Genomic DNA, 19701 nt, shown 5'->3' with positions numbered 1-19701 from the left:
ACCCTGTCCGGTATAAGATATCCGTGTCACGAAGGGTATTCGTGAGGTTACGTCGAGCCCGCCACCGACGCCGGCACGGCGTCACGTATGGAATCGTCCAGATGGCGATGCCTTCACCGACTTCGTACACAATATCTGCGGCCGTCTGCACGATTGCCGTCAGCACCACGGCGTTCATCCACTTCACGGGCTGACCGCGCCCTAGCCAACAGGGCAGATCTTGCCGCGGAGCTGCTAGCGTCACACCGAAGGGGCTGGACTGGATCAGGCACCCCGAGTGCTCGCGGTCCTCGTCTTTGAAGCTGGACTGAGAGCGACCTAAGCGTCGAGGCTCGACCGATCATCGCAGACAGGCAGGTTCGTGGCGGTCATTGTGAGGGGCATCGACCAAGCGGCGGCGGATCACAGACACGGCCAACGACTCTCGTGAGCGCGGCGTGTTGCCGAGGCTTGATCGCGGAAGCGGAGATTCGCAATCGCCGGGTCAGAGAGCCAATCACCATTGAGTTCGTTGGGCCGGGCTCTCGGTATAGCGCGACGATCTGGGTGGGAAGACGTATTGCCTCACATATCGATGCTCCCGGGCGCGATCAGTTGCCTCATTTATTTTGCTCCTGGCCTGAGTTGAGGAGGAGGCCGGGTGCGGAGATGGCCGGGGTTTCGGAGCGCCCGGCCTCCTCCGCTGGCACCTCGCACGTCATTGGGGTGTTGTGACCTCATGCCCTGGCGGCATTTTTTCTGAAGCAAACAGCAGCGCATTCGCTTGCTCGCTGCGCCAGGATTTCAACCGACGTTGAAGGGTTCGAAGAAGCTTGTTCGGATAGTCTCCAGGATATTCCACCTGCAGGCGCGAGAGCAGTTCGCTGCCGGTCCGCCAAGGCTCGGCTTCAAACCATTTTCTCAAATCTGACGTTGCCCGGATAAGCGGATCGGGACGACGCCGGCCCCTTTTAGCCTTCACGATTGGCCGATCCGTCGGGCGCGTGGCGCCGTCCTTCCAGGCCGTTCGCAGGCTTGCCAGGAAGCGATCAATCGATTGTGATGCCGCAGCAGGATGGGCGGATGGTTGGATATCCGCGAGCGCCGCGAGGCGCTCCTGCACGTCGCGGATGTCGCGCAACAACGTGACCGGATCGAGAGCGGTATAGATTTCCTGGAGATGGTGGCGGACCGCATCAGGCGTGCGGGCGTCCGCTGACAGGCGCTGGTGGGGTGTTGCCGGCGCGCTGTATGTCTTACGTACACGAGCACCGTCGCGCTGCTTGGCTAACAGTTTGAACGAAGGTTGGAAGAAGTTTACGAACAGCCGCGCTGACCGATAGAGTTCCGCCAGTAGCTTGGCCGCCTCCAGGCCTTCGAACCTACGATAGCCGACCATCCTGCGCACGACGGCGCCGTTCTTTTGCTCGACGAACGCCTGGTCATTCTTCCGGTAGGGACGGCAACGCGTGAAGACAATGTTGGCCGCCTCGCAGTAGGCCTTCAACGTCTCATTCATGAACACGGTGTCATTGTCCGTGTCGAAGCCGAGCAGCGCAAAAGGCAATTGCTTGCGCAATTCCGTCAGCACCGTGCTCACCAGCGTCTGTTCGCGCACGATCAGAGGTGCGCACTCTGTCCAGCCGGTAGCAATGTCGGTGAGCACGAGGGTCTGGATGAAGCTGCCGCGCGCAGATGGACCGCTATGCGCTACAAGGTCGGCCTCGACGAATCCCGGCGCCGGATCATTCCAATCTGCCGAAGTCCGTATTGGAATACTGCGACGCAGGGAATGCCCCGCGTGCCGCCGGCGCTTGCGACCCAATTTTTCTCGAACCCGCACCAAGGCGCGGTCGATCGTCGCAGCGCTCATCGCCAAAAGTTTGGTGCGAATCTCAGGGGCAAGGTCGAGGTGCCCGTACCGTTCCATCGCCTCAATCAGCGCGGGCATTAATGCTTTCAGTCGCTTCCCGCAGATGCGGTCTGACGCCTCCCAAAGCAGCACGAGTGCGGTGTGTTCTGCTTCATTATATATCCGACGTCGCGCCCGTCGGCCCGGATGTACGCCTTCCTGGTTTCGAAGTAGACGCATCGCATGCTTCCGATGGAATCCGGTGATGTCGACGAACTCGTCCAATATCCGCGCCTTCTTCGCGCGATCCGACCGCCGATAGCGCACGCCTGCCGCCGCCGTCAGTTCCTTCCGCGTTGCCATGCTTAGCCACCCCATCTCCGCCCCTCGCTCGTTCCCGGTCCAGGGGAGCAATTTACGTGAGGCAACGGCTTAGGATCCGGTAACAATTAAGGCGAGGCAATGCGGAATCGAGGGCGATTGTCGCCCGCCATCGGTGAAGTCGGACAGACCCAGGCGCGCAGAAGAAGACGCCGAGGGGCCGGCGCCGGTCCGATCCGCTCGCGCAGTATTGGGAGGCCGAGATCGTTCCGATCCTGAAGGCTGCGCCCGGCATCCGCGTGATCGGCGTGCTGGACGAGTTGCGCCGACGGCATCATGACCTGAACCCGAACATCCGCCGCACGCTGGAGCGGCGCATCAACGCCTGGCGGGCGCTCAACGGCGGGCTTGCAGAACGCGCTGTGGGCGCTTGGCGGCGTGCCGCGGGAGCATCGCAGCGACAGCCTGTCGGCAGCGTTCCGCAATCTGGCCGCCGACGCACGGGAGGATCTGACGCAGCGCTACGCCGGGCTGATGGGCCACTATGGCATGGCGCCAACGCGCAACAATGCGGGCATCGCACATGAGAACGGCTCGATCGAGAGCGGGGAACGCGTCTTCACGCACCAGAGCATAGCTCAACGGCTTTGGGACCAATATAGATGGGCCTCCCGCACGCGCCGTCGCCCCTACACTCTCAAACAACACTAAGAACCTTCTAGGCCGAACGAATCCGTTGGTCGGGCGGGCGGGCGGGCGAGTCTATTTGGTCGAAGAGACGTGGGAGCCGGGAGTGTCTGAAATCGTGACGCCAATCGGCCGTAAGCGGGCAATAGATTGGCTGAGCGCCAATCCGACCCGCCGTCGTGATGCGGCTGCCACTGATCGTAAGCGGGCCGAACGCCTTTTTAATGCGGCCTGATCGATCTGCAAAAGACCGAGGCTGAAATACTGGCAGGCTGAGCGGCGTTAAGTCGCTCAGTCTGGCCTATCAATTTAGGTAGGCCACGCACGGCGGCTTTCTCGCTAAACCGCACTTCAGCTCCCAGCGGATTAAGGTTCATGGGAAAGCAGGGTGTGGGTTAGCCTTTATGATCCGAGGGGCTAACTTCACGGGGCAGTGCGGATGCCGCAGGGATAGCGCCTCTATCTAAGCCCCCCAGCCGATAAAGGCGCCGAGTCGCATCCGCGCGGCTCTTGAGCCGACGAGGAAATCATGGCACCAAAGGCTAAGCCTTTAAGGCATTTGCGCGCGCGGGACATTGCTGAAGCGGTCCATTTCGCGACGCGAGTATCCTATAAAAGGTGGCCGACGGGCGTGTGGTTTGAGCTAAGAGATCGGATGGTCAGAACAGCCGACGGGCAATTCTATCTTATCGAAGATCACCCCATTAAGCTTGACGGCCATGAAGTCGCACGGCCTTACAGTCTAGCGAGCGTCTTTGCGTGGCTGCATGATTGCCCACAACAGATTGAGCTTTGAACGGCCCAAGCGGGCCGCTTTTCGTTTGTAAATTTTCCGCGCGGATCTTTGTCAGCTTTTGGAAAGCTAGCCCGAATACTCAGCCATTGAGCTTAGCGGCGCGTGGCAGGGACAGTGCGTGCCCCGGTGTACGCGAGGGGGCTAGAGCGCCGAGTCACGTCACCGCTAATCTCAATTGCAGCGCGGGCGCGGTAGGGACAACGCCCGATTCTTATCCTGACCTGGCGCCGAGCCGTGCCCGCGTTGCTTCCGGTCGCTGAGACTGATCGCCCAAGCGTCTGGCGGCAACCAGTCCTGGTAGTTGCGCCACGGGCTTTCCCGGACGATACTTTCCGCCGTCAGCTTCAGTCGCTTGACGCTGGCCATGTTGAAGTTGGCGGGGCGTGGTAGGGACAGCGCCTCTCATTCCAGCTCGGGCGCGGAGTCACGTTGCCGCTAACTTCTACCATAGGTCCAAATGGACGGTGATCATCAGCGTGACAGACCTTCGCCCGCAGAGCTGAGACGTTCGGAGCGGATACTACGCGCCGATCAGATCGCACCTCGGGGCCTCACTAAGGCCAACGCAGCCGCCTATTGCGGGTGCTCCAAGGACGCGTTCAACACGTGGATTAAGAAGGGCTTGGTACCGGAGGCTATCCCCGGCACTCAGCGTTGGGATCGCAAGGCGATTGATTGGTATCTGGACCGGGCGTCCGGTCTGCCTACCGGGGAGACCGCATCGAGCGATCCGCTCCCAGCCTGGCTGACCTCAGAACGGAAGGCTGGCAGATAGGAGCGTACACGTCCAACCTTTTCAAGTGACTCTCGGGAGGCGCTCTATCAAAATTATACTACTGATCAGCCGGATCGCCAATGAACTTTATCCTTGCGACAATTAGGGGCACTCAGGGAGTGAAAGCAAATTGTCCGGTTGAATGCCGTCGGCCTTCGTCTTGATGTACTTGTGCCCGTTGTGGACGGCCACAATCACATCGGCCGTGCGCTTTTCCTCGACATAGAACTCCCATACACCGTTTTCGATTTCTTTGATCGTGTGATCGACGGATTGCTTCCACCTAGACCCGTCCGGGTTTACTCCGCCAACGTTTTTGATTCGCTCGTGAGGGTTCTGCCTGTCAGTCTTGTTGATGCATTGAATTCGTATGCGGCTGGTCACTCGGGTCTCTCCCATCTGCAAGAAAAAAGAGCCTCAGTGTGGACCTCGGCCGTGGGTTAGTGTGCCGACCAATCCCAGTAGGTTGCCTTGCATCCTTCTCGGCGCCGAGTCGCGCCCCCATTGCCAGGCGACCGTGACTGTGATGCGGCAACCAGTTCTGGTAGTTGTGCCACGGCTTTTTGCGGTGGATGTATCCTACCGACAGCCTTCTTCCCTCCCGAAGCTGGCGGTGGAGTTAGCGGCGCGCGTGGTAGGGACAGCGCTTCTTCTTCTCTCAGATTGAGCGCCGAGCCACGTGGCCGCTAACTCCCAACCATGGGGCCAAAGGATGCATATATTCGAGCGGCACATCACGGCCCTACGGTCGCAAGCGCTTGAGGTGCTTACAGCCAATCAGGCCCGGGCGGCCGATCAGTCTTTGAGCCTGGCAGATCGCCAAGTCGCGACATTTGATGCCGAGGAGGCTCGGGCAGTGTTAGGCATCCTCGACAGCGTGAAGCCCAATCTTAGGCCGAACGACGCGCGGCGGATCGCTGCACGCATACGCGCGCTTCTAGAGTGGGAGGGTTGAGTGCCGCACGACTCTCTCGGGGACAAAGGCGGTCAGCCCCGGTCTTCGGCGACGGTCTGGTCAACAAGGCCTACTTAAACTCGTGAACATCAGCGGCGAAGGAGTTCGACTAGGCAGCTCTCCGGCAATTCATGTCCTGTAGGGTAGCCAAAGTCATTTCGATGAAACGTCAGCTTTCTTGACCAGCACTTTAACGTACGTATCCATCAAGTACACCGAGCGCCTGGCTGAGGCTGGCGTCGAGCCGTCTGTCAGCAGCGTCGGAGATTCCTATGACAACGCTCTTGCCGAAACCATCAACGGTCTCTACAAGGCCGAGGTGATCCATCGGCGCGGGCCATGGCGCAGCTTCGAGGCCGTCGAGTTCGCCACTCTCGAATGGGTCGACTGGTTCAACAACCGGCGGCTCCTGGAGCCCATCGGAAACATCCCGCCGGCCGAAGCCGAGCAACGCTACTACGCCATGCTGGAACAACCAGCCAAGGCGGCATAACTTAAACCAAATGGCCTCCGGCAAACCCGGGGCCGTTGACTATGATTGCCGGAAAGAGCTTCAGCGAGCCTGCGAACAAACCCCTTCGCCTTTTCCTTGGGTATCGTCGTGACGACGGACATGCGCCCGTGCGACTCTTGCTTGCGGGTGCTCAACTTGGGCGCCGCTCGAGCAGGATAGCGCCGATGAGACGCAACCTTCGCTTGCAGCATCGAGTGCAGGCCGCTTAAACTCTAGCCCCTGAGGAGCCCGACGCTCCTTTCGCCAGCCGCCTAATCAGCCTCAAATCATTTGACAACGGACAACGGTTGCCCCGCTTGTGCGGTGCCATCAACCGGTCGGCCCTCTGCTGAGATGTTTCGTTGTCGTGCAGAACTTCGAGACTACAGACGCGAGCGATCGCCACGACGCGGCGCGAGATTCGCTGATGGTTCATGGATTTTGCTTTTAGCTCTGATGCCGGTAGCGGACTGGCTGCCGGGGTTCAGAAACCGTAATCGTGACCGGCCAATGTGCTTTTGGGGTGCCCTTGGACACGGGCGCACCGTCCCCGCCGAACGGGGCTGTTAGCACGCTGGCCCATTGATGGCCACTGATGCTGTCTTCGGTTTCTGAGACCCAAGCCTATGGTCGCACACAACCTAGACGGTTGCAATGTTAATATTCTACTCTAGGCGCGACGAAACCGCGCGCTTCCGTTGCAAGGCTCGACGCTGAAAGAACTTGGCCTTCCATTTGTAGATGCTGGCGTCGCTGACGCCGCCGATCTTGTTGACCTGCGACGAACGCCTTGTTCCCCACGCAGACCAAGGGCACGCCCGCTGCAGAACCTGGCACGGCAGCGCTCGACAGGGCCGGCCTCAGAAGCGCGGTCGGAAAGTGGATAAGTGTTCGGTGTGAGATTCCGCCCTGCTGATGCCACGCGCTTTGGTGTTGCGGGGCGGGCGTGGCGGGAAAGGTCGGCGCCGATCTCATGTGGTCAGCGATTAGCTGGCTGGTGGGGGTATGGGTCGTGGCCATATGTCCACTCGATTCTAAATTGGTGGTTTCCCTTTGAACGAGAACCTGAGCGACGTGCCCTGCCGCGGCGTCGACGGCGACGCGGTCGCCTCTTCCTCAGTGGCGTAGGGGCCGGAGTACTCAAAATTGAGCGCAACCTTCCACCGGCCTTTATGGCGCGACACGAAGTATTGAACGCCAGCCATAAAGCTTGCTCCGGCCTCGCCCCTGTGATCGACAGATGGCCTTACTCTGCAAATCTGCCGCGGTCGCCTCAACTACCGAATTTGGTGGGCTCGGAAGGAGCAGCGCCTTGTAGTGATAGGGCTGGACTGTTGCTGTGACCGGGGAGACCAACTGCCGGGCCTTGGTCGCTTCCCTTATTCACGAGCGATCGCGGCTGCAATCGGCGAGATCGAGTGTCGAGAGCGAGATGTCGCCTAGCTGCTAGCCAGTCTTTTCTCTCTCGTTAGAGTCAAAGGCTGGATTGATGACGGATTGGGAGACGATCCACTTTTCCATTATGACCGTGATCCCAAGCTCTTGTTCCGTCTCAGCCCTCGGGAAAACATGCGTTCGATCGTCAAACTCGTCAGGGTCCCTCACGGTAGCAGCACGATTTGAGCCGAACCGCGTTGCCGCGCCCTTTCTATTGCCCCCCTGCACGCCCTGGGGAACGTCATTGGGATCTCCGTTCTTAATTAATAGTCTTTGACTGCAATACTGGGCGATATGATCCGGAAGCGCCGATAGCGGCGCCCGCTTGGCTTCTTCCCGTACTCGCGCTCCCACGTCGAAGTGTCAATCCGCACATCCGTCATGTTCGCTGATCGCCTCAAAGATTACAACCTTGCCCTAGCGACCGTGCTTCAGAGCGTCAATTCCTTCGAGCTGGTCGGGGTTGGGCTCGTCCTTGATGTTCCAACGGATATCGCAAGCCGCCGAATCTTCTCCAATCGAACAAGCGCCTCTTGGAGTAACGAGGCTCGGAATTTGCAAGTCGTCGGCGCGGGGTGGCGCTGCTCAGCCGTCCTTCGGAAATCCCTCCGTTCAATGCAGAAACACCATAGCGGCGGCACGCCTGACAGCTCTTTATTTCCGTCAGCTACAAATTCTTGTAGTTGACCCGCGCGGTGTCCTCCGGGCTGAATCGCGATCAACCCCACAGGAGAGCAAAGCTATGTCTCCACTAGAAGCAATCACCCGTTGGCTGGACTCACAAGATTTGGGCATGCAACTTGAGATCGCCGGTTTCGCGACATTCTTGGTTTTCGGGGATGATGACACTTTCACGCTCGGCGACTCGGAGCAGCTCGAGTCTCTTTACCGATGGTTGAACGAGCCAAGCTTGGCATCGGGCATCGCCGCCGAACGTGCCCTGACCTTTCGAGTGTACTTCGCTTCCTTGGCCGAGGATAGATCGACGGGCGCCGGATGGAAGCGAACCGAAGTGTTGGTGCGGAGAATTCTGAAAGACGCTACGCGAGACGGGAGGTTTGCCGCTGCCCGCAAGGCGCAAAGGATGCTTGAGCTCTTGCCCGCCCGAAAAGAGAGCTGGAATCAGGTCGTGAGATCCTGGAATGAATTGGCCGCGACGTATCTAACACACGAGGCTCTCAGTAGTTGGAGCGCCGCCGAGAAGCTCCGAGGCCTGAGGGCGATTTCAAGCACCAGCGTTCCTGTTGCTGGGCTTGGGTCGCCTCATCGAGGCGCTGCTTAATTCTGGTAAAGCCGCAATTCCCCTGTGCTGCGGGGCGAGCGTCTGCATGCACCTGTCGGATCCATGGCGGCCACGCTAGCCGCTTAAAAGCATGACAGCGCATTGAAACTGACCGTCAGGGCCACCGGAGGATATCTCCACCCGACCGGCGGCCCACTTGCGATGCTGTAGCACAAGAGCCGAAACCGGCATCTCAATGGCAGGCACGGCTTCGCGCTTTTCTTCGAACATATGCCAATGCCAGCGGGCCTAACACATCGAGATGAACGAAAGTCTCCGGATAGGCTATATCGTTTCGGTAGCTTCATTGCTCGAGAGCCGCTCAGGCCGATGTTCAGGGCCGTAAAAGGTGGTACGTCCGCCTGCCTTCGGCGCAGACGTGGCTGCTGCTCGACATGATGTCGCGGCGGCGTCAGTGCCGCTGCGAACGAAAACCGACAAATATCGGACAAAATCCGCAATTGGTGACGAAAAGTCCGGATTGGCTATATAATATGAGATCGTTGGATGGGGGAGCCCGATGTCGATCTATAACCCTTTGAGAGACAAGCTGGTCGCAAACAGCTCTGCCTCGCTCAAGATGACCTTTGCCGACATCGAGATGCTTATCGGTCGCTCCCTCCCGAAATCAGCGTATGAATATGATGCGTGGTGGGCCAACGAAGACCCCGTCAAAACAAATCACAGTCACAGCCTTGCGTGGACAGTTCCGGGGTATCAAGCCGAACCAAATCGATTGCAGCGGACAGTAACATTTCGGCGCAGGGGGTAGCATTTTCCGCAAAAGCGAATGCCTTGAACCTGGTTCGCTAATTCGACAATCGAGGATGCGTCGTGAATGAAAATGATCACGCGACACGACTAAGCCCGTATCGACAAGACATGATATTTCTTATCGCAGTAGCCTCTCCCTCCGTTGGCAGCAAGCAAGGGGCGGCCGGGCGCCGATACGCGTGCCGAGCTCGATCTTGGCGTCCCTCATCTCCGCCAGCAGAGCCACGGGATCGAGCGTGCGATAGCTCTCGAAGGCGCCGTTCGTTTGACGCCTTTGCTCAGCTTCGGATGCGCGAGAGCGCACTCAGGGATCATCGCCGCTTCGAGTTTGGGACGGAGCGGATCGGCGACCTTGCCGAACTGCGCCGTTGCAGCTTCTGCATCGAACTCGGTGACGATGAAGGCGAAGACGACACGGCGCCCGGTCTTCCAGCAACCGGCTCACGTGGCTGTTGGAGATGGGTGCCGTAGTCGGCCGCTCCGAGCGCAGTCGTTCAATACCGAACTCGGCTGGGAGTTCTGTGAGAGCTCCTGGAATAGCCAGTTCTCGGGATGTCGCTCGGCCTGTTTCGCGGCTCAAATTTCATGTATCGAAGAGGGTACTGGCCGTGATCGAGAAGGCCAGCCGCAGCAAGAAATTCTGGACTCTTAACTCGATGCGGCGCCGAGCCTTATCGCCGGCCCCTACACACGCCTCCGTCTTACTGCGGATGCATCGTCCGCCCGGAACGAAATGGATTGAATGCGGCTCGTCCGTCGAAGCTTCGCCGTAAGCGGGAACACTTGCATCCAATGGCCGACGAACGGTCGATACGGGCGGAACGAGGACACGCGGAGCAGCTGCAATCAGGAAACTGACTCGCTGTCGATGCGCTGACTCTTGTCATGCTGATGTGCTCGAAGCCGCGCAGGACGGGTAACCGCGATTAGACATTTTCGGGTCAAGCCACTTAATCAACAGTCGGCGGACAGCATCCGCGACCGACCCGACATGCACTTTGCCCATCGACCGGCCGCTCAGGCGGCGCTTGCGACCCCGTCAACTACCAACCCTTGCAGTTGATGGAGGTGGCGGAAACGTGGCAATCGTCGTCAATATCCCGTCGGGGGCGTCGAATTCGAAACTGGGATTCAGAAGAATAAAAAAATTGCTAGCGGGCACGGTAGCCCTCAACACGCTGGCTGCTCCTGCCTCTGCCGTTGATCCGGCCGCGCGGCCTTACTTCAAAGCGCCTCCGGCGGTCATTCCGATCTATGATTGGAGCGGCTTCTACGTCGGCAGTGCTGGGACGTGGTCAACGCCGGCGGCGTGGTCGTCGCTCCGCCCGTTGGCATGGGGCGCCATCATGCGACGGGAGGCACGGTGGGCGGTCACATCGGCTACCGCTGGCAAATAGCGAACTCGGTGTTCGGTCTGGAGACGCAGGGCAATTGGGCCGATTTCAAGGGCTCCAACGCGAACCTTGCTTTCGCAGGCGTCCGGGATGACTCCACGCTTGATGCATTCGGCCTGTTCACGGGCCAAGTCGGCTATGCTTGGAATAACGTGCTGCTCTATGTAAGAGGTGGGGCTGCAGTCGTCCGTGACAAATACCGGGTCTCCGATTTTGCGACCGGGCTCACTATCGACAACGGCAGCGAAACTCGTTGGGGCGGCACGGTAGGGGCGGGCCTTGAATTTGGCTTTGCTCCGAACTGGTCCATCGGCGTTGAATACGACCACCTGTTCATGGGTCGTCGGGATGTGGATTTCTTTTTTTCACCCGGACTCGTGGGTGTTCCGGTGGGCACTTTTGCAGGGACTGCCCGTATCGGTCAGGACGTCGATATCGGCTTGGTCCGTGTGAACTACCGGTGGGGTGGCGTGATCGCCACGACCTATTGATCGATCTTCGCCAAAATGGCGCGGGTTCGCACCAATATCCTGAGCCGCATCGCGGCATAGAAACCTTGGCAACAGGGACTCGCATCAATAGCGCTATCGGCTTCTTGTCGGTACATCGGCTCGAGCTGGTTAGGCGTGGTTCAAAGGAATCTGGCTGATCTGGTTATGACGCAGCGCCACGGCGAGATCGCGGCGAACTCAAGCGTGCTGCCGTGGTCGAACGCCAGCCGCTTAGTGGCTGGCTGCGCCGATTTCCCGGCCCCGTGCCTCCACCTGCATCACCGTCGGCTTTCCGGCCGTCGGAGAATGATGAGGCAAAAAATAGTTTTGTCGACCGTCGTAGTTAACCCGGCCCTCGCTTAGGGAGACACAGGTCATCGATTACAATCGTTCCGGTCGGCCGCAGCACGCTCATCGCACAGGCAGCGCACTGAAATGCGAGCCGAGGTGCGAGCCGGGCGCACCTTCGTGCTACGACTTGGTCGACCAGGTCGAGGCCGCACTGGCCACCTCGGACGAAAGGCCGACGAGCGGTCGAAGCGGCGCTCGTGCGAGGGTGGGACATAACGTCGACGACGTGATGGCTTGCGTCATCGTCGCTGCCGATCTCTGCGCCCGATCAGCCTGCCGAACCCCCGCTGGCGCGGATCAATTGGGAGCGCCTCGGAGAGCGGATGCAAAATCTCGAGAGGTGGATCGGCAGCGCTGAAGCGGAACTCTTGTGTTAGGACAGAAACGCGGCTGTCATCCGAGCCGCATTGCCAGCGTCTGCTCGTAGTAGATCACCTCCGCGAAGCCACGGCCGAGGAAGACCGCCAGTGGGTCGGCGACGAAATCAAACGCGAAGGGGGATGAAGAACAAATCGGTTTGCCTGATCCGACCGGGCTGCAATGAAGATGACCCCCTTTGACAGGGTTGCCCCTCTTTACAACTTCCGATTGCGTGATAGTAATCCCCTCTAGCCCTAAGAGGGGGGCGGCCGTGGCGATCATCGAGAACATTCGTCTGCTCAAGGGCGTAGCCGTGTTGCGCTGATTGACTTCATGAAGGTGGTTGACGAGACCCACCTCACCGACCTGCGGAAATACTGTAAACCCTAGCCGCCATCAGCAATGGAGCGCATGTACCGGCTTAACCCAACAAACCATCTGTGTGTCCGGCTTTGTCGCGCTGCAATCAAGACGCCACGATGAGGAGGTCCGGTTCTATGCCTTTGTCATGCTGGCGGGTGACGGCGACGACTATCGGCGCCTGCCGCTGTCAATGCCGCTAGCATGAATAAAATGGGCTAGATACGGCCGAAAGTCGCCCACACCCCGTCTTCGCCGTCCCAGCTGCCGCGGCTCGCCGCCTTGGAGTACTCCGTGGCGCGCTGCTCGAAGAAATTGGCGTGCTCGACGCCATTGAGAATCTCGACGAGCCACGGCAGCGGATGCGCCTTGAGCTGGGTGAACCCGCCCTCCTTCGCCTCGAAGAAGCCGAAGACCGGGGCAATCCGGAGTTGGGCCAGTCGCCAGTCGGCGACGTAGCGGACGTAGGCGTGGATATGCTCAGGCAGCATCCCCTCGATCTTGCCAAGGCCGAAGGCGAGCTCGACGAAGTTCTCCTCCAGCTTCACCATGGTCTTGGCTACGTCGACAATGTCGTCGCGGACGGGGCGCGTCACCGCGCCGGTTTCGCGGTGCCATTCGTGAAATAGCTTGATGATGCCCTCGCAGTGGAGACTCTCGTCGCGCACTGACCAGCTTACGATCTGTCCCATGCCGTTCATTTTGTTGTGGCGTGGGAAGTTGAGCAGCATGGCGAAGCTGGCGAACAAGGCCATGCCTTCGGTGAAGGCGCCGAACATCGCCAGGGTACGGGCGACATCCGCCACGCTGTCGACGCCGAACTCGTGCATGTAGTCCGCCTTGGCGCGCATCTGCGCATAGCCGCGGAATGCCTCGAACTCGGTCTTAGGCATACCGAGCGTCTTGAGTAGCAGGGCATAGGCGTCGATATGAACCGTCTCCATGTTAGTGAAAGCGGCCATCATCATCTGGACGGTGAGTGGCTGGAAGATCGGAATGTACCGCTTGAAATAGTTGTCGCCGACCTCGATGTCCGACTGAGTGAAGAAACGGAAGATCTGGGTGAGCAGCGCGCGCTCGCTGTCGGTGACGCGGCCCGAAGCCCAGTCGTTGAGGTCGGCGCCGAGCGGCACCTCCTCGCCCATCCAGTGGGTCTGCTGCTGGCGCTTCCAGAACTCGTAAGCCCAGGCATAGCGATCGACGTCGTAGCTGCCGGTCGAGTCAAGGAGGCCGACGCGTCCCTTGCCGATCAACGTGCGCGGATCGGCGCGCGATAGATCGATCACTGACATGCGAGGCACTCCTCATAGTCGGTGCGCTGCCGCGCCGGCTGCTGCGTCGGCGTTGCATCCCCGGCAATCTTGCCGGCGAACGCCGCGCGCGAGATCGACTTTGATCGACAGTAGTAGAGGCTCTTCACCCCACGCTTCCACGCCGTCCAGTGCAGCATGTGGAGGTCCCACTTATCGACGTCGGCCGGCAGATAGAGGTTGATCGACTGGCTCTGGCAAATCAACGCGGCGCGGTCGGCGGCAAGCTCGACGATCCAGCGCTGGTCGATCTCGAAGGCGGTGCGAAAGATCGCTTTCTCGTGCTCCGACAGGACGTCGAGATGGGCGACCGATCCGTCGTGCGCGATGATCGACTCCCAGGTCGCCGAGGTGTCGGCGCCTTTCGCGGCCAGCACCTTAGCGAGGTGCGGATTGCGCACCGAGATGGCGCCGGATAGCGTCTTGTGGGTGTAGATGTTGGCCGGGATCGGCTCAGTGCAGGCGCTGGTGCCCCCGCAGATGATGCTGATCGAGGCGGTCGGCGCGATTGCGATCTTGTGGCTGAAGCGCGCCATCACGCCGCGTTCCAGGGCATCCGGGCACGGGCCACGCTCGCGAGCGAGCGCCACGGATGCGGCGTCGGCTTCGCGACGGAGTTTTCGGAACATGTTCAGATTGAATGACTTGGCCAAGGTACCCTCCATTGGAATGCCCTTGGCCTGGAGAAACGAGTGGAAGCCCATGACGCCGAGGCCAACGGAGCGCTCGCGCAGGGCGGCGTAGCGGGCACGCTTCATTCCGTCCGGCGCCACCGTGATGAAGTGCGTGAGCACGTTGTCTAGGAAGCGCATGACGTCCTCTATGAAGCCGGGCTCCTCATTCCACTGGTCCCAGGTCTCGAGGTTGAGCGACGACAGGCAGCAAACCGCGGTGCGCTCCTCGCCGCGATGATCGATGCCGGTCGACAGGGTAATCTCGCTGCACAGGTTGGAGGTCGAGACCTCGAGGCCGAGCTCGCGCTGGTGCTTGGGGAGCGCACGGTTCACGGTGTCGATGAACAAGAGATAAGGCTCGCCGGTCTGCAGCCGGTTCTCAAGGATGCGTTGCCACAGCTGGCGGGCGTCGATCTCGCGGACGACCTCGTTAGTCTTCGGGCTGCGCAGAGCGAATGCGGTGCCGGCGCCCACGGCACACATGAACTCGTCGGTGACGTTGATGCCGTGATGTAGGTTGAGGCTCTTGCGGTTGAAGTCACCAGACGCCTTGCGGATCTCGAGGAACTCCTCGATCTCGGGATGGTGGATATCGAGATAGACCGCCGCCGAGCCGCGCCGCAACGAGCCCTGGCTGATCGCCAGCGTGAGGCCGTCCGTGACGTGGATGAACGGGATGATGCCCGAGGTGACGCCGCCCCTCGCCTTCTCGCCGATTGAGCGAACATTACCCCAGTAGGTGCCGATGCCGCCGCCATTGGAAGCAAGCCAGACGTTCTCGTTCCAGGTGCCGACGATGCCTTCGAGCGAGTCCGACACTGAGTTAAGGAAGCACGAGATCGGAAGGCCGCGCGTCGTGCCGCCGTTGGAGAGCACCGGTGTGGCCGGCATGAACCACAGCCGAGACATCGCATCATATAGACGTTGGGCATGCGCAACATTGTCCGCGAAGGCGCAAGACACTCGGGCGAACATGTCCTGGAGGCCTTCGCCGGCGAGCAGATAGCGGTCGGTCAGCGTCAGCCTACCAAACGAGGTCAGCAGGTCGTCGCGCGACCGATCGAGCGAAAGGTCAGACGGAGTTGGCGATCGCGCGGGGGGCCTCGGCAGGGGAGCCGGCAATGCTGGGGGCTGCACAAGACACAGTTCAGGTGTGGTAGGCTTTGCCTGCGCTGAGGGCTGCCGCACACTCGGCAGCTCAATGAGATGACCATACTGATCGAAATCGTAAGACGCCGACATCGGCAACCCCGTGATATTTGGGGGCTGGGACCGTGCGGACGACTTGCGAGGGGACCGGGCAAATGTCCCCGGCTGCAAGCGACCCACCGGGCACCCCGCCCGAGGACATGGGTTCTGTCGCGGTAGGTTTCCTGGCTCGCGGGTCGCTGCGGCTGTCGGCCTTCCCAGCGCTGTCGCGCTAATGCCTCGGAATAGCCGCTGCCGACACAATGGGTTCCCCCCTAACACCGTGCCACCATATATGCGAATTTAAAACCACTACGACACCACATATAGAAGCCTTTGCCCAGACTCGTCAAGACGGCACAGTCAAGTTAACCAGTTGGAGCAGCCCCGAGGTCGAGGTTCGAAATTCGCCGAGCGCCTGTCCTGAGAGCCTCACTCAAAAAACATAGATGTCTCAAGGCCTGGCCAATCGGCGAGTTAGGAGCCTCAGATGGGCGACGAGCGGCCAGGCGAGCTCGGTAGCGGCGGAACCTTCGAAGTCTTTGCAGAGATGCCCACATCTGCCGAGCCACGCAAAGGTGCGCTCGACGACCCAGCGCCTGCGATCGGCCAAGATGTGCTCAAACCTTTGGAAGTGGCGTCGCAAATTCTCCAACAGGGGAACAGCAACCCTGGACATCCTGAATGTTGGCATCGATCGGTTCGCGGTCCGCGAATTGAGTTGGGCCGGATCGGGTTTCGGTAGCCATACGCGTCTCGCCATTCATCGCTTTCTGTGGCCTTAGATCAAAAATTGTCTGGAGCCCGACCGCAAATCGATGCAGCCGCCCGTGGCAATATCCCAGCTTAGTGGATTTGACCCCGCCAGCTCTCACATCAGACGTGCCAACTTTGCCGAAGAGACGATTGGTATGCTTTTCGCAGGCCCGGCGAGCCGCCTCACGTGCTCAGTTGTCTGGCCGCGAACATAAGCCGTCCTGACCGAACGCGGTCATGTCAGGTTATTGGCAATCAATCCTAACGGGATGAGGCGGAGCTATGCTTGAGTCTGGGTGACGAGCCGATCCGGCGGCGCGGCCTTGCTGGGTCGGAATGAAGCCGTTCGCAACATTGGCGTGAGCGGCGGCGAAGAACCGTGTTGTATCTCACCAACGACCTTGAAGCCGTGACGTTGGTAAAAGGGAATGTTTTCAGGGTTCGAACTTTCGAGGTAGGCAACAATGCCGTCCTCATCGCATCGTTGAAGGGCGTAGTTCATCAGCAACGTGCCAAGCCCTTTTCCGACCCAGTTCGGATCGACGGCAATGAGTGGCAGATACCAATGTGGCTCGTGGGGACGATGTTCGGCCATTCTCCGCCGCAAGTGTGCCATATCCTCGGTAATCTCCGGGCGCAGGGATAGCGCCATGATTGCATCCAATGCCTCCTCATCTTGCTGCACGTTGGGAGGCAGCCACAGGGCCGCGCCACGAATCTCTCCCGCGACGTAGGCTGTGCCATGTGCAAATGCTCGGCCCCCACAGGCGTCAATGAACTGAGGCATGCTTCTAAGGTATTGCCTTGGGTCAGGCCAGCTCCAACGCATCAACGGATCCGCGGCAAAGCCGAGCACAATTGTCCAGACAGTGCTTGCACGAATGTTTGCGTTCGCAGATCTGATATCTGATTCTTCTGTCATGAAGTCGTTTCGGGGCTCTGTTTTGGCATTGGCCTTCCAAGGAGGAGCATGGCATCGACACATCTGACGGTGAGCGGAATGGATGCACCGACGGGGACTCGCCGGGTGCATTTGGTTTCCCTTCCGAGATCTCCGCCTGTCTCAGACGGCTGACTTTGACGGCCACTTCGGACGAAGGCTCCTTGGTAGGCAATGCTTGGATCTACATATTCCTGGCGGGCTTCTGCGCTTCCACGCCCTATCTGGAACCCGCCCCGCCCTTCCCAAGGAAGCTCCGACGTTCTCAAGGTCGACACGGTTCGGCAGCCTGCAACCGTCCGCGAAGGGAATGACATGAGGACGCCTTTGATATTGCAAGTGCGAAGAAGTCAGGGCATGGCGAACATCGGGCGATGGCTGCCTGAACCGGGCTCCGGCACGAGCAAACAGCCAGCCAAGTGTCGCGCGTCGAGGTCCAGACTAGGCAAGGAATCATCACCTCGTCTCGTATTGAGCGGTTCTCGTAAGTTTCTTGGTCAAAACACATGCTAAGTGCGAAACCTCCATTGCCAACGTCGTGTCCGCGGTCACCGGCAGAGAGAGCTTTCGTCTGCGAGACTCATATGCGTAGTACAGCGGCTTTCCAATTATCGCATGTTGTCCGCGCTCCTTGATGTTCTTGTCTCGGCGCATCATCGCCGCGATTCGCGATTGTCGGATCAAGGCAACGGGACTGGATACCACGACGCTGCCGCCGTCGACCTACTGAACAACGCAACTTGGGATCGCGCGAGAGCTTTCGTGCATTGATTGATCGTCAGGCGTGTCGATCGCTCGCACAACGGCGTTAGCTCTATCGAGCGAAAACGTTGCTGTCGTGCCCTCGTCGTACTTGACGCCCAGGTCAGTTGTATCCGCCGCGATCCTTGCCATAGTGGGAAAGACAGCAGGCTGACGTAGTTGCGTGAGTAACTCTCGTAAAAGAGGTTTTTGGCCACAAGCGTTGATGGCTTCGTAGGACTTGTTCCAACTCACTCCCTGATCGGAACGGTTTGGAAGATTTCTTGGCGCTGGTATGCTTGCCACACCAGGTCCGAGATCCACGTGGTGAGTCATGTTGTTTCGTTCTGTCTTGGAAAACTGTAGTCGTCGGGGCAGCATATCAGAAGGCAATGTAGCGAAGACCTCCCCAGAATAGGTAGGGATCTATCCGCCCTTGATGCTGAGTTGGCCCGGGTTCAACCTTGAGCATAGTCTGTCGAACGCCATCCGGAACTGCCCCCTTTTCGTCATGAAGAACTGCCCCCACCATCGGACGTTTGATGGTCGCTTCCGCCGGTGACGGGACGGAGGGAGGCGGAGCCGACCGGACGGCCGTCACCGGCGGTCGGCGGTTTGATGAAGCCACTCTTGGCGCGGAGTCGGTAGCTGTCGCCGCGGATCGTCAGCACGTGGCGGTGGTGCAGGAGCCGGTCGAGGATCGCGGCAAGAAGACGCGCCTCCAGTAGACGATCCACCGGAAGCGGCGGATCTGCTTTGAGGCCGTCGTCTACGTTCGCCAGTCGACGGCAGACCAGGTCATCAACAACCGCGAGAGCGAGCGCCGCTAGTACGGCTTGGCCGACCTTGCCCGGCAGCTGGGCTGGAGCGAGGTGGCCGCAATCGACGACGAACTCGGTCGCTCTGGTGGCGGCACCGCGCGTCCCGGTTTCGAGAAGCTGCTCGCCGCCATTTGCGAAGGGCAAGTTGGCGCTGTGGTCTCGAGTGAGGCCTCTCGGCTGGCGCGCAACGGCAGGATTGGCATACGCTCCTGGAGTTCTACGGGCTCGTTGGAACACTGATCGTCGATGAGGATGGCGTCGACGATCCTCGCCATCCCAACGATCGCCTTCTGCTGGCATGAAAGGCACGATGAGCGAGATGGAGCTGTCTATCGTTCGGCAACGCTCGCTTGAAGCCTTGGAGCAGAAGGCACGCAGGGGTGAGCTCTTCCTCAACGTCGCCATCGGCTATCTCAAGGTCTCCAACGATCGGATCGACAAGGACCCTGATCGGCGCATTCAGGAGGCGCTCGCACTCGTGTTCACCAAGTTTGCCGAGATGCAGACACCGCGCCAGGTCCACCTCTGCTTACGGCAGGAGCGAATCACTTTGCCCGGGGGGCGGCCATGGCCCCGAGGGCCGCCACGTCGAATGGAAGTTACCAGTGTACAATACGATCTACCACATCCTGACCAATCCCGCCTATGCTGGCGCCTATGTCTTCGGGCGCTCGGGCAGTCGGGTGACGATCGAGGCCGGCCGCAAGAGGATCGTGCGGGGCTTCCGGCGCGAGCGCAACGACTGGGAGGTTTTGATCAAGGACCACCATGAGGGCTACATTACGTGGGCGGAGTTCGAGAAGAATCAGGGCCTGATCACCGACAACGCCAACGGAAAACGCTTCATGAGTCGAGGCTCGGTTCGCAGCGGCGAAGGCCGGCTCGCGGGTTCTTCGTTGCGGCCACTGCGGCCGCAAACTTCACGTTACCTACAGCGGTACGCACAGTACTGTCGGGCGGTATC

General features: G+C 59.9%; 10 protein-coding genes, 4 pseudogenes and 1 riboswitch. Of the genes and pseudogenes, 6 read left to right on the top strand and 8 right to left on the bottom strand.

Going from position 1 to position 19701, the window contains the following annotated elements; all coding sequences use genetic code 11:
• Nucleotides 1-697: 697 nt before the first annotated feature.
• A complete protein-coding gene (locus tag CIT37_RS04640; RefSeq protein ID WP_011084703.1) occupies nt 698-2209 on the bottom strand; it encodes an ISNCY-like element ISBj12 family transposase in 1512 nt (503 codons plus the stop codon).
• 140 nt (nt 2210-2349) lie between these two features.
• Here CIT37_RS04640 and CIT37_RS04635 point away from each other — a divergent pair.
• Nucleotides 2350-2758: pseudogene (locus tag CIT37_RS04635) on the top strand (IS21 family transposase); the annotation flags it as partial.
• Nucleotides 2759-4512: 1754 nt separating this feature from the next.
• Here the strand turns inward: CIT37_RS04635 and CIT37_RS04630 are convergent.
• Nucleotides 4513-4794 (bottom strand): DUF3892 domain-containing protein, encoded by a 282-nt coding sequence (locus tag CIT37_RS04630; protein ID WP_370057846.1) that lies wholly within the window; start codon nt 4792-4794, stop codon nt 4513-4515.
• Nucleotides 4795-5561: 767 nt separating this feature from the next.
• Between CIT37_RS04630 and CIT37_RS04625 the strand changes: the two are divergent.
• The 3 genes and pseudogenes from CIT37_RS04625 to CIT37_RS04615 form a co-directional block, all read left to right on the top strand.
• Nucleotides 5562-5858, top strand: a pseudogene (locus tag CIT37_RS04625) (integrase core domain-containing protein); the annotation flags it as partial.
• A 3239-nt stretch (nt 5859-9097) separates the two neighbouring features.
• Nucleotides 9098-9349: a DUF7662 domain-containing protein gene (locus CIT37_RS04620; RefSeq protein ID WP_014490241.1), complete on the top strand. Its 252-nt coding sequence runs from the start codon at nt 9098-9100 to the stop codon at nt 9347-9349.
• 1293 nt (nt 9350-10642) lie between these two features.
• The gene (locus tag CIT37_RS04615) at nt 10643-11236 is read left to right on the top strand and encodes an outer membrane protein (RefSeq protein WP_011082835.1); all 594 of its coding nucleotides are present in this window, start codon (nt 10643-10645) and stop codon (nt 11234-11236) included.
• Between the two features lie 744 nt (nt 11237-11980).
• Here the strand turns inward: CIT37_RS04615 and CIT37_RS04610 are convergent.
• The 6 genes and pseudogenes from CIT37_RS04610 to CIT37_RS40285 all read right to left on the bottom strand — a co-directional run bounded on the left by CIT37_RS04610 (nt 11981) and on the right by CIT37_RS40285 (nt 18881).
• The gene (locus CIT37_RS04610) at nt 11981-12238 is read right to left on the bottom strand and encodes a hypothetical protein (RefSeq protein WP_014490244.1); all 258 of its coding nucleotides are present in this window, start codon (nt 12236-12238) and stop codon (nt 11981-11983) included.
• A 287-nt stretch (nt 12239-12525) separates the two neighbouring features.
• Nucleotides 12526-13599, bottom strand: a complete 1074-nt coding sequence (locus CIT37_RS04605; RefSeq protein WP_014490245.1) for a ribonucleotide-diphosphate reductase subunit beta — start codon at nt 13597-13599, stop codon at nt 12526-12528.
• Complete coding sequence (locus CIT37_RS04600; protein WP_014490246.1) at nt 13590-15533, bottom strand: ribonucleoside-diphosphate reductase subunit alpha; 1944 nt, start codon at nt 15531-15533, stop codon at nt 13590-13592. The genes CIT37_RS04605 and CIT37_RS04600 overlap by 10 nt, the downstream gene beginning before the upstream one ends.
• Before the next feature lie 104 nt (nt 15534-15637).
• A riboswitch (cobalamin riboswitch) is annotated at nt 15638-15808 on the bottom strand.
• Nucleotides 15809-15933: 125 nt separating this feature from the next.
• Nucleotides 15934-16080 (bottom strand): annotated as a pseudogene (locus CIT37_RS04595) (transposase); the annotation flags it as partial.
• A gap of 435 nt (nt 16081-16515) precedes the next feature.
• On the bottom strand, nt 16516-17157 hold the full coding sequence (locus CIT37_RS04590) for a GNAT family N-acetyltransferase (RefSeq protein WP_043900134.1): 642 nt from the start codon (nt 17155-17157) through the stop codon (nt 16516-16518).
• A 1268-nt stretch (nt 17158-18425) separates the two neighbouring features.
• Nucleotides 18426-18881, bottom strand: coding sequence for an ATP-binding protein (locus CIT37_RS40285; RefSeq protein WP_018647508.1), 456 nt, complete (start codon nt 18879-18881; stop codon nt 18426-18428).
• Between CIT37_RS40285 and CIT37_RS04580 the strand changes: the two genes are divergently transcribed.
• Together CIT37_RS04580 and CIT37_RS04575 are read left to right on the top strand one after the other, a co-directional pair.
• A complete protein-coding gene (locus CIT37_RS04580; protein WP_277996271.1) occupies nt 18798-18977 on the top strand; it encodes a recombinase family protein in 180 nt (59 codons plus the stop codon). The genes CIT37_RS40285 and CIT37_RS04580 overlap by 84 nt on opposite strands.
• 140 nt (nt 18978-19117) lie before the next feature.
• Nucleotides 19118-19501 (top strand): annotated as a pseudogene (locus CIT37_RS04575) (recombinase family protein); the annotation flags it as partial.
• Nucleotides 19502-19701: the final 200 nt, after the last annotated feature.

Origin of the sequence: Bradyrhizobium ottawaense (genome assembly GCF_002278135.3) — a bacterium.
In the GTDB taxonomy this organism is placed as follows: domain Bacteria; phylum Pseudomonadota; class Alphaproteobacteria; order Rhizobiales; family Xanthobacteraceae; genus Bradyrhizobium; species Bradyrhizobium ottawaense.
The sequence above is the reverse complement of the archived record's forward strand: the minus strand, read 5'-3'. Positions and strand labels throughout refer to the sequence as shown.